The following is a 12,059-nucleotide window of genomic DNA, read 5'->3' on the forward strand; positions in this document are numbered from 1 at the left end:
TCCTCCTTAATAGTTTTATATAATAGATATATATCTGTTAGAGCAATTATATATACTATGTAAATAATTTACAATACAGTTTAATATTACATAATTGTAAGATTGGTTATCAGACATAGTATATACACTATATGTAGTATATACAGTGAACCTTGGTAGAATAATACAAAATATATGAATTGAATACTAAATTGAGCTATAATAGAAAGTATATAATTATGTTAACTGGAAGGAGGAACATCATGGCACAAGCTAAAACTAATGCAATGCGTATATTAGATCAAAAAAATATAGATTATGAAATCATTACATACGATAGTAGTGATGGAAGTATAGATGGAATTTCTGTTGCACAAAAAATAAAGAAAGATCCAAGTTGTGTTTATAAAACGCTAGTTGTACAAGGAAATAGTAAAAATATATATGTGTTTGTTATACCTGTTATGGAAGAATTGGACTTAAAGAAAGGTGCTAAAGTTGCAGGTGAAAAGAAGATTGAAATGATACCAGTTAAGGATATTCAAAAGTGGACAGGATATATTAGGGGAGGATGTTCACCTATTGGAATGAAAAAAAGTTATAAAACTTTTATTGACTCTAGTGCATCAAATATAGAAAAAATAGTAGTAAGTGCTGGTAAAATAGGGACTCAAATTGAAATTAATGTAAATAATTTAAGCAAAGTTATAGATGCTTCACTTGAAGATGTAATAAAATAAATTATTGAAGATATTATTCAACACATTTTAAAATCAAAAGAAAGCTTTTAAGTTACAATATATTGTAATTTAAAAGCTTTCTTTAATTTTAAATTATTATTAACTATGGTAAATTTTTTATAGTAACATAACTTTAAAAAACAGTCTAAACTTTAATTATTTTATTTGTAGATTAATGTTCATTTCTTTTTCTGGTAAACGTCTTCAAGATTATAGCACTTAATAGTATTGGAACTATCATTAAAACTAAAATATTTTTATTTAATACTATTGGAGTCATTATAAGAACAAAGACTATTGATAAAATCCAAATTATATTAGCAGAAATAATAGTAATATATAATAGCTTATTCATTAGTTATCACCTCTTTCAACAATGATTCTATATAATATTAAATATCGTTGATATTCAAATTAATATTTAATGTATTTTATAAAAAACAGATATTCTAATTAGTTCTGTAAATTATTTATTTAATAAAATGTTATAAACTAAGTAATTATATTAGTCTATTTGACTATGAGTTTGAATGCTTACTTCTTCTTTCTGATCTTTATGGAAACTTGTTATGAGTATAAATCCTAATAATATCATTGATAAATTTGTAGAACTAAGCGTACCGAAAATATTAAATGATGGAATGTCTAAACCTGTAAAAGATATTAGTGTAGTAAATATTAAAGGAGGTAATCCAACGAGTAGAAATTTTTCTTTATTTAATTTCCACTTTCCTGATTTTCTTCTTTCTTTAACAAAACTCTCAGTACCTAGTATCACACCAAATAATAAAGAAACAACAATATTTCCAGGTATTGTAATGAATGCATTGTAAGTGTTTGAAGCAAGAACTTCTAGCATATGTAGGATATTAGAACTTATAACTATATAAACCATTAAGGCTAATGAATATGCAACGTATACTTTTAATAATGATAATGAATTTTTCACAATAGACCTCCTAATTTTATTTATATATGGGAATAACAATATGATGACATCAATCAACTGATATGGTATTAAATGGTTAATTATATATTACATTATTAATTAGAACATATCAACTTATTAACTAATTGAAATGATTCAGTTAGGTATGAATATAGATTAAAGCATAAATTTAAAAAAATTACATTAAATTTTAATATATTAAAATAATAAAGGTAGTATAATATATTTAGTATACTTTACTAATAACCTAATTAAGTAACTATTTAGATTGAATTATACAAATACTACTTATAAAGTAAATATACATAAATTTAATTAAAATGTACTGTATTAAGGAGGAAAACATATGAGATATGAAATAGATGGAGGAAACTTACCTTATGTAACTGTAAAACTAAACAGTGGAGAAAGTGTTTATACAGAATCAGGGGCAATGGCATGGATGAGTGATAATATCAAAATGGACACAAATATGAAGGGTGGAATTTTTGGTGGAGTTAAGAGAGTATTTTCAGGGGAGAGTTTGTTTATAGTTAACTTTACTTCTCATGGTGAAGGAGAAGAAATAGGATTTGTATCATCATTTCCAGGGAGTATCTTACCAGTAGATCTTAGTGGGGGAAAGAGTATAATAGTACAAAAAAGAGCATTCTTGTTCGCAGAGTCTGGAGTAGACTTTTCTATATATTTTCAAAAAAGATTAGGAACAGGATTCTTTGGTGGAGAAGGATTTATAATGCAAAGGTTTAGTGGAGATGGCATAGTTTTTCTTGAAATAGATGGATCTTTAAAAGAAGTAAATCTCCAACCTGGACAAAAAATAAAAGTTGATACTGGACATGTCGTAATGTTTGAAGAAGGGGTTCACATGGACGTAGAGACTGTTAAAGGATTTAAAAATATATTTTTTGGTGGGGAAGGATTATTTTTAACTACTCTTACTGGGCCAGGAAAAGTTTACTTACAATCCATGCCTATGAGTAACTTTGCAAATAACATAGCTTCATTTTTACCTGTGAGTGGGTCTTAATTAAAAGCTAAAGCCTATATCATAAACTCAATATTATATGATATAGGCTTTAACTTTCTTTATTAACTATTATTTTCATATTTTTAGATATTTGCTCTTTATCTATTTCCACTAATGAAACCCATCTGAATGTTTCTTTAGACTTAAAAAAGGGATCAAGACCTATTTTTGCATCTTTTTTTAAGGTAACTGTTAAAGTATTGTTCTTTATATCCACATCGTGTATTCTGTATACATTAATTTGCGAATAAGAAGACGGTATTTGTATAAATAACACTGCTTTATTTTCATCTATATTAGTATTAGAAATAAGCAATTCACTTGAATTAAAATATTTACGAGTGAATTCTTTATAATTTTCATTGTTTGTAAAGAGTATTTCATTTTGTGGAATAGATTGGAGAATACGATCTTCTTTATTGAATCCTATAACTTCTGAATACAATATGTTAAACTTTGTATTCGCATGCAAACTACTACTTAAGCATCCCATTAGTATAAATACTGAAATGGATAAAATGCATATAATCGTGCTTTTTCTTTTCATCTCACAATCTCCTATTTTAATATAGCTATTAATTGATAATATATTAACAATTAATATAACATTAATATAATAACATTAACGTTAACAAATATCAAACTATTATTTAGTTGTTATTAATACAAATCATGACAATATATTTAGATTAATTTATTAATTGTCGTCGGATTTAAATCCATAGTCTTGGTATTCTAAGGAGTTGCCAAAAATAAAGCATAAAAGTAACTATATAACATTGTTATTTTTTGCTTAAAAAAGGAAGCTATTATTAAAATATTAAATATATTTTTTGCAACTATAAAAAAGTTTTATTAACCTGTTTCATTATCCAAAAAAAAGTAATATAATTATAATACGTAGGGAATTAAATATACCCTAACTTAAGGGGGGAAAAGTATGCAATACGAAATCTTAGAAGGTAGTTTGCCATATGTAATAGCCAAACTGAATAAGGGTGAAAGTGTATATACAGAGACCAAGTCTGTAAAGTGGATGAGTGAAAATATAATGAGTTATGATGATTTAGAGGGAGACTTTCTCAGTGGTATAAAGACAATGGTTCTCGGAGATATGATGGAAAAATGGGAATTTACATCTTATGATGATGGAGAACAAATATGTTTTGAATCATCAATACCTGGTAAAATAATACCTGTAGAAATAAATACTGAAACAAATATAATAGTCCAAAAAAATGCACTTTTATTTTTACAGTCTAATGTAGATTCTTCAATGTATTTATTTAAAAGGTTAGGAAAAGGTTATTTTTCTAAAGAAGGTATTATGATGAATAAGCTTAGTGGCAAAGGGTTAGCTTTTATAAATGTAAGAGATAATTTAGAAGAGATTGAACTTAGCTCTGGTCAAGAGTTAAAAGTTGATATTAGTAAAGTCACGATGTTTGAAGAAAATCTTAATATTGATATTGAGGTAATGAATGATTTTACCATTATGGCTACTTTTACAGGAACAGGAAAAATTTATTTACAAACCAAGTCTTTTGAAAATGTTTCAAATCAATAAAACTTATCTTTAGGCTGTCAATAATGTGATTAGCTGAAAATCCCAATTGAGTAATAGCAACCATTTAAAAAAATATAAATAAGTAACTTAATATTTAATTATATAGTTGATATCAAGCTATATTTAGATGTATATATGATTTTATTTATAATATTTAGTAATGAAATTAAATTCTATTAAATTTCATCGTGTATATTATTATCTGTTTAATGATTAAATTGATAATTAATAACTTTGTGTATTTACTAATAAGGGAAAAGTGCTTATCACATAGATAAAGCACTTTTCTTTTTCATTATATATTTTATTTTGGATATAGATTTTTAAGAGCCTCGCTAGAATCAATTTCTTCAAATAGATCATATGCACTAGTTGCTGGAAATTCTTCACATTCATTAGGTTCTGGACAAAATCCATACTCAGGAATAAAAAGTTGAACTTTTAACACAGCAGATATCACGTTAAATATTCCTACAGAAAATATACCTGTGTTCTTGTCAAGCAATAATAATAAAGATTTGGTATTTAGATCTATAATAAAGTTAATTTCATCTCTAGGGTTTGGCATAAATAAAACAGTATCTATATCATACAGAGGTAATACCCCTTTTGAAACCACATTAGGATTATAATCACTAGAAAGTATTGCAGTATAAGGTACTGATATGCTAAACCTTATTCTATTAAAGTTAGGTCTATTTGGTATAGGGGTTATTACTAAACTATCTTCAACTATAACTCCTGTGGAAAACTTAATACTATCTACAACATATCCTGCAGGAAGCTCTATTTTCAAGTCTGCAAAACAAATTCTCTTTTGGCATTGAGAATATATTTTATTTGTGAGTATGCAAGTAGACTTAGTAATAGGAGGATCCCAAAAATCTGTATCTTTATTTGTACTTTCTTCTATGTGTTCTGAGCATAAACATTTATTTGTATTTTTTTCTATGTGTTCTGAACATAAACATTTATTTGTATTTTCTTCTGTATGTTCTGAACATAAACATCGTAAAGCTTTTCTCCCACTTGATCTTTTATGCTTCGAATTATCTATAGGATTTATTATATTATTAGAGGACAATATTGCATACATATGGTTAAAAGATATTGGACCGTATATTATAGGTGAATCATTTACCGTAGAAAACGATCCAGCTGAGTTATTTGAGATAATGTTTCCTGGAGCGCCAGAAAGAACTCTAAAAGATACAATGGCAGAATAGCTAGTATTTGGTGGAATATCACCTACATACCATGTTAAATATGATGAGTCAACAATAAGAGAACCTTGATCAATAGAATAAATAGAATCAAATTGAAGTAATGGATTTATTGGATCATCAACTATTACATTATATGAGGTAGTTGTTGAATCAGTATTACTAGCTATAAATCTATATTGAATTATATCTCCAGGTTTTACTTGAATATCTGTATTGACAAATGAACCTAAAGGATCTTCTGTATAGTTTCTTTGTTCTTTTAATAAATCAAGAATAAGTTGTGTCGCAAATAAAGTTATACTAGATGTTTGTGGTATGCCCTGAGTTCCAGATGGATCAATATCCCAAATAACAGTTGAAGTATTAATCTGTTGTTCTTCAGGTAAAGTAGCATCTTCTACTATAGTTTGGAATGTATAGACTATGGTTACAGTACCGCTACTTGCATCTATAGTTCCTTCGAAGGGGAAGGATAAAGTTGATGAAGGTATAGGAATATTATTTCTAGTTAATGAATCTGGTAAATAACTTTGATTTGCTGGTAGTACATCAGATGCTTGAACATTATAGGCTATACTATTCTCAGGTATACTTATAGATACTGTATAAGTTACAATAGATCCAACAATTGGAGAATAATCATCAGCAGTTTTACTTATTAAAGGAATTCCATAATTAAAGCTTAATTTGTTAGTTAAAATAGGACCAAGAGTTAGAGGGTTAACATCATTAGTATCATATATAGTAGAAGATTGATTTGTTATATCTGTTCCTGATGATGGATCTGTAAGAACTTTAACTTGAAATGTCAGAGATATAGAAGAACCTGCATCCAAAGTAGATTCGGTCCAAGTTATTGTACCATCAGGAGTACCAAGAGGAACCGATGAAACTACAGAACCTGGTGGAATAGGAGCTACTAATCCAATATATTCTAAATTATTATCTATTATATCAGTTGTAATAATGTTATAAGCTGTATTTTCACCATCATTATTTAGAGTAATTCTATATTCAATTATATCGTCATTTGACGTATCAGACAAAGGGCCTGTAGTAAAACTACCACCTTTAGTTACATTTCTTTGCTCTTTTAAAGATGTTATATGAGGTGATGCTACATTAACATCTACAGAGGTAGATGTTATGGAAGAACTAGGCCCAGAAGGAGTTAAATCCCATTGAATATTTGCAATGTTTTTTTGAGTTTCAATATAAGGGAATACAGTAAGTCCACTTGTAACTATAGTATTAAAAGTATAAGTTAAAGTTAAGGGACCTGTAAATGGACCATCACCTACATCAAAAGTTAGTATATTACCTGAAATAATAGGAGTGCCAGGACTCCAACTACCGTCTTCATATTGTTGGCGTGGAGGAATGACCTCAATTATTTTTAAGTTATATACTTCTAATCCACTTGGTATATTTAATGTTAAAGTATAAGTTATTGTAGAACCTATAGCAGCTGTATTAATAGATGCACTTTTCGTAAACTCAATAGGAATTACATTTATAGTGTCAAGATTAGGACTTGTTGTATACAAATTAAGATCTGGATTGTTAGATTCATAAGTTTTAGTAGACGTACTTTCTATATTAGTATCATCAGTATTATTAGTATCAGTATCATTAGTATTAGCTATTGCAGTACTAGAGTCTATATTATTTTCAACAATAGATTCAGTTTCAGTCATAGTTAAATTATGAGCTATTAAGTTGATAGTATTTAGGTCAAAATTGTAAGTTTCATCTAACAAATCATTGTTATTTGAACTATAAATACAACTCGCTATATTAGAAATTAGGTTATTAGAAGCTACATCTGATGAAGCTGTTACTCTGAAAGTTAAATTAGCTGTTATTCCTTCATTCAAAATAGGAATAGACCATTTAACAACACCTGATGATTCTACAACCGATCCAATACTAGCAGATGAAGATTCAATGTCAAAGGATAAAAGTGTGTTTAATTTGTCTGTTAATATTATATTAAAAGCAGGAGACGCTCCCTCATTTTTAATAGAAATTTTATATTCTATTGTGTCATTTGTGTTATAGCTAATATCAGATGTAGTAAATATCCCATCGTTAGTTACATTTCTTTGTTCTTTTATACCTGTTAAAAAAGGAACTACTACATTTACATCAATAGATTTAGATAGTGAGTTAATAGTTCCAGAAAGTGTGTTTTGCCAGCTAGCAGTACCATTAGATGTTTGAATTTCAGTATAAGGTGGTATTTGTTTAGTAGATACTATAGTTACACTATAAGAAAAAGTTACAGTGACATCTGAATGTGTTGCTGTAATGTTAGGCATAGTTGGAAAAGTTATAGTTCCATTTGATACTGTAGCTAATGCTGGCAATCCATCTACAGTAGCACTTGTTGAAACGTATTCTTGATTAGAAGATGGAAATTCGTCTTTAAATGATAGATTATATACGATATTACCAGAAGAAACAGTTACCTTTGTAATATATGTTATTGTATCACCTATCTTACAAGAGGTATGAGAAATAATTCTATCAATACTAACGGTCAATACAATCACCTCACTTTTTAAAAGTAACTAGTGATATACTAGCAATATCAGTATATTCCATATTAGCTAGAAGGTTACCATAATATAACTATAGGTAAACTAAAAAATAATATATATTTAATATACAGTTTTTTATAGACAATAAATGATGGTTAAATAGCAATATTCAAATAATTTAAGAAGAAAAAATATGATAAGGATTGTAGCTTTAAAGTCTTTTAATATAAAAGATATATTAATATTTATAAAATAGCTTTAATATACACAAAAAAAACCGATATAATGATAAAATAATATATAAACGAACAAAACAATAAAAACTTCTATATTAGGAGAGAATAATATGTCGAATATAAAATCCATTATAGAAAAACAAAGGAAGTTTTTCTATAATGGGGAAACCAAGAAGCTTAAATTTCGTATGGAGAAATTAAAATTACTAAAAAAATGTATACTAGAAAGAGAAGAAGAGATATTAAAAGCATTAAAAGAAGACTTAAATAAACATCCATTTGAAGCATATGAAACGGAAATATATATGGTAATAGAAGAGATAAATTATATAATGAAGAATCTAAAACGGTGGATGAAACCTAAAAAAGTAAAGACACCTTTTATACATGCTATATCATCAAGTTATACAGTTTCTGAACCCTATGGAGTATCACTTATAATATCTCCATGGAACTATCCTTTTCAATTATCTATATTGCCACTTGTTGGATCAATAGCAGGAGGAAACTGTGCTATTATAAAACCATCAGCTTATTCTCCAAATACATCAAGTGTTGTATCTAGAATTGTAAAGGACTGTTTTAAGGAGGAATTCGTAGCTGTTATAGAAGGGGGGAGAGAAGTAAACCAATCTCTTCTTTCTGAGAAATTTGACTATATATTTTTTACTGGGAGTGTAAAAGTAGGTAAAGTTGTCATGGAATCAGCTTCTAAAAACCTTACTCCTATTACGTTAGAGCTAGGTGGAAAGAGTCCATGCATAGTGTATAAAGACGCAAATATAGATATTGCAGCAAAGAGGATAGTATGGGGGAAATTCTTAAATGCTGGACAAACATGTGTAGCCCCTGATTATCTCTTAGTTCATAAGAGTATAAAGGAAGAACTTTTAAGTAATATGAAAGAGTATATTAAGAAATTTTATGGAGAGAATCCTTTAAATAGTAATGATTTTTGTAGAATAGTTAATGAAAAACATTTTGATAGACTATTAAGTAACTTAAATGATGGGAATATATATATTGGTGGTAACCATATAAAAGAACAACTTTTTATAGAGCCAACTATTATTAATAATATAAGTTGGGAAGATAAAATAATGAGAGATGAAATATTTGGACCTATACTACCTGTAATAGAATATGAAGAAATAAGGGACATTGTAGAAAAGATAAATGAAAATCCAAAACCTCTTGCATTATACTTATTTACAAACAGCAAATATATTGAAAAAGAAGTTATGGAAAATATATCTTTTGGAGGAGGATGTATAAATGATACTATAATTCACTTAGCCACATCCTATATGCCATTTGGAGGTGTAGGTGAAAGTGGAATAGGAAACTATCATGGCAAGTCAAGCTTTGATACTTTTACACATAAAAAAAGTATTCTTAAAAAGTCAAATAGTATAGATTTAGATTTTAGATATCCACCATATAAAAATAAACTAAATTTACTAAAGAAGATTATAAAATAAAATTTTATAAATAGATAATTGTCAAAAGAAAAAAAGGAGGGGGAAAAATTGTTAAGTAAATTTTTAATTATTGTATTTTGTTTGCTTTCCTTTTCGTATTTTAAAAACATTTTCCTATCAAGAGGAGCAGGAAGAAATATATTCGATAGTGTAGAAAAAGTAATATTTTCTACCATTATTAGCATTATAGGTTTTATGCTAATAATATTTATACTAGAAAGCCTATTTAAATTATCAATTAATACTATATCAATAATTGAGGGTATAATTATTGGATGGATAGTAGCTCTTTTTGCACATATAAAAAATGTATAAAAAAGGACCGAAAGGTCTTTTTTTATTTTCTATGAGTCATATAGAGTTATAAAGCAATTGTGAATAAGTAGCATGACTCATGTAGAAATAAGGGATAATTATTAACTAATATGTGGATATTAAACATGTTATCAACAGTTTATATGAAACTAATAATAATAATATATAAGTTATTAACAACAAGTTAAGGGAAAATATGAAAATCGAATATAATAATTATATAATTAATTGAAAAATAAAAATGATGAGATTAATAAAAAAACTTTTACTGTCCAATTTATATGTAGAAAGATGACTAAAACTTTAGTCATCTTTTATAATGTATACTATGCTTATACCTGTACTGATCTTGGTATACAAATTCTTCTTCCAGGGACAAAATCACTAGGGGATAAATTAGGATTAGCTCTTAATAAGTCTCCTACACTAACTACAAAATTCTCTGCTATACTGGTTAATGTATCTCCTGGTTTTATAACATATGATCTTCCACTTGGACAAGGAATAGAAGGTGGTGGTATAGGAATACATATAATTTGACCAACTCTTAGATTATTCGGATCTATATTAGGATTTAAATTAGTTAATTCACTATAAGATACATTAAATCTAATAGCTATGCTATAAAAGGTGTCTCCTCTCTTTATTTCATAAGTTCTAGTACCTTCTGGACATCTCCTTACTGGTGGTCTAGTAGGAATACATAATCTTTGTCCTACTACTAATGCATAGGGATTTACATTTGGATTTGCAGCCCTTAATTCTCTTACTGTTAAGCCGAACTGTCTAGATATTGTGTAAAAGTTATCTCCTCTTCTTACTGTATAATATCTCCCACTTGGACAAGTGATAGGTTCAAGTCTAGGAATACATAATTCTTGACCGATGGAAAGATAATTTGGATTTATATTCGGATTAAACAGCACTATTAAGAAGGGTGGTACATTGAATGCTCTAGCTATACTTGTTAGTGTGTCACCCCTTTTAACTCTGTACTTTACAGTACCCCTAGGACAGGTAATCTCGGACATATTGCACCTCCTCAAAAATACTAATATTATTCTATTCTGAAAGGTGCAAAAATGTGAAAAGTATTTGGAATTTGTCTAGTAAGACATAAATTATTATAAGATGACGGTCATATTAATATATAAGAATGTTTTAAGCTAATGTATGTTAGTTATGAATGATTTTAGATATTAAAAATATTAAATAAAAAGATAGAGAATGAAAAATTCATTCTCTATCAAGATATAATTACTTATAATGTTGTATGATAAATAGACTTAAAATAAGGAACTATTTTAGTTAGTAAATAATTGTGTCCAATAAGTAGTTCCACCTTGGTTTACATATCCAACACCGATTTTTCCAAAGTTAGATGAAAGTATGTTAGCTCTATGACCTTCTGAATTCATCCATCCTTTTACTACGCTTTCAGGTGAAGAATATCCTTTAGCTATATTTTCACCAGCAGTACGATAGCTAACTCCGAATTTTTTTAACATATCAAATGGGCTACCATAAGTTGGAGATGTATGACTAAAGTAGTTTTTATCTGCCATATCTTGTGATTTCACACGAGCTATTTTTGATAATTCAGAATCCATTGTTAAAGGAGCTAGTCCAGCTTTATTTCTTTCAATGTTAACTAATCTTACTACTTCAGATTCAAATTGGGAAACATTACTAGGTTTATTGTTGTTATCGCTAGGTTTATTGTTGTTATCGCTAGGTTTATTGTTGTTATCGCTAGGTTTATTGTTGTTATCGCTAGGTTTATTGTTGTTATCGCTAGGTTTATTGTTGTTATCGCTAGGTTTATTGTTGTTATCGCTAGGTTTATTGTTGTTATCGCTAGGTTTATTGTTGTTATCGCTAGGTTTATTGTTGTTATCGCTAGGTTTATTGTTGTTATCGCTAGGTTTATTGTTGTTGTCGCTAGGTTTATTGTTGTTGTCGCTAGGTTTATTGTTGTTGTCGCTAGGTCGAA

General features: G+C 27.9%; 11 protein-coding genes. 5 read left to right on the forward strand and 6 right to left on the reverse strand.

What is annotated here, in order from left to right:
- The first annotated feature begins 242 nt into the window (after nt 1-242).
- Complete coding sequence (gene ybaK, locus CLPU_RS14210; protein WP_050356337.1) at nt 243-719, forward strand: Cys-tRNA(Pro) deacylase; 477 nt, start codon at nt 243-245, stop codon at nt 717-719.
- A 172-nt stretch (nt 720-891) separates the two neighbouring features.
- Here ybaK and CLPU_RS14215 read toward each other — a convergent pair whose 3' ends face one another.
- Nucleotides 892-1,074: a hypothetical protein gene (locus CLPU_RS14215; protein WP_050356338.1), complete on the reverse strand. Its 183-nt coding sequence runs from the start codon at nt 1,072-1,074 to the stop codon at nt 892-894.
- A 150-nt stretch (nt 1,075-1,224) separates the two neighbouring features.
- Nucleotides 1,225-1,668, reverse strand: a complete 444-nt coding sequence (locus tag CLPU_RS14220; RefSeq protein ID WP_050356339.1) for a hypothetical protein — start codon at nt 1,666-1,668, stop codon at nt 1,225-1,227.
- A 346-nt stretch (nt 1,669-2,014) separates the two neighbouring features.
- Between CLPU_RS14220 and CLPU_RS14225 the strand changes: the two genes are divergently transcribed.
- Nucleotides 2,015-2,698 (forward strand): TIGR00266 family protein, encoded by a 684-nt coding sequence (locus CLPU_RS14225; RefSeq protein ID WP_050356340.1) that lies wholly within the window; start codon nt 2,015-2,017, stop codon nt 2,696-2,698.
- 49 nt (nt 2,699-2,747) lie between these two features.
- Here the strand turns inward: CLPU_RS14225 and CLPU_RS14230 are convergent, their stop codons facing one another.
- Nucleotides 2,748-3,245, reverse strand: a complete 498-nt coding sequence (locus CLPU_RS14230) for a hypothetical protein (RefSeq protein ID WP_050356341.1) — start codon at nt 3,243-3,245, stop codon at nt 2,748-2,750.
- A gap of 393 nt (nt 3,246-3,638) precedes the next feature.
- On the opposite strand from CLPU_RS14230, the gene CLPU_RS14235 reads away from it, so the two are divergent.
- A complete protein-coding gene (locus CLPU_RS14235; RefSeq protein WP_050356342.1) occupies nt 3,639-4,265 on the forward strand; it encodes an AIM24 family protein in 627 nt (208 codons plus the stop codon).
- 304 nt (nt 4,266-4,569) lie between these two features.
- On the opposite strand, the gene CLPU_RS14240 is transcribed toward CLPU_RS14235, so the two are convergent.
- Nucleotides 4,570-8,037, reverse strand: coding sequence for a DUF11 domain-containing protein (locus CLPU_RS14240; protein WP_050356343.1), 3,468 nt, complete (start codon nt 8,035-8,037; stop codon nt 4,570-4,572).
- Between the two features lie 343 nt (nt 8,038-8,380).
- On the opposite strand from CLPU_RS14240, the gene CLPU_RS14245 reads away from it, so the two are divergent.
- On the forward strand, nt 8,381-9,751 hold the full coding sequence (locus CLPU_RS14245) for an aldehyde dehydrogenase (RefSeq protein ID WP_050356344.1): 1,371 nt from the start codon (nt 8,381-8,383) through the stop codon (nt 9,749-9,751).
- A gap of 48 nt (nt 9,752-9,799) precedes the next feature.
- Complete coding sequence (locus CLPU_RS14250) at nt 9,800-10,066, forward strand: hypothetical protein (RefSeq protein ID WP_050356345.1); 267 nt, start codon at nt 9,800-9,802, stop codon at nt 10,064-10,066.
- A gap of 332 nt (nt 10,067-10,398) precedes the next feature.
- On the opposite strand, the gene CLPU_RS14255 is transcribed toward CLPU_RS14250, so the two are convergent.
- Nucleotides 10,399-11,097 (reverse strand): LysM peptidoglycan-binding domain-containing protein, encoded by a 699-nt coding sequence (locus CLPU_RS14255; protein ID WP_050356346.1) that lies wholly within the window; start codon nt 11,095-11,097, stop codon nt 10,399-10,401.
- Between the two features lie 273 nt (nt 11,098-11,370).
- Nucleotides 11,371-12,059 (reverse strand): CAP domain-containing protein (locus tag CLPU_RS14260; RefSeq protein WP_050356347.1); only part of this gene is annotated, 689 nt, incomplete at its 5' end.

It is taken from the genome of Gottschalkia purinilytica (assembly GCF_001190785.1).
In the GTDB taxonomy this organism is placed as follows: domain Bacteria; phylum Bacillota; class Clostridia; order Tissierellales; family Gottschalkiaceae; genus Gottschalkia_A; species Gottschalkia_A purinilytica.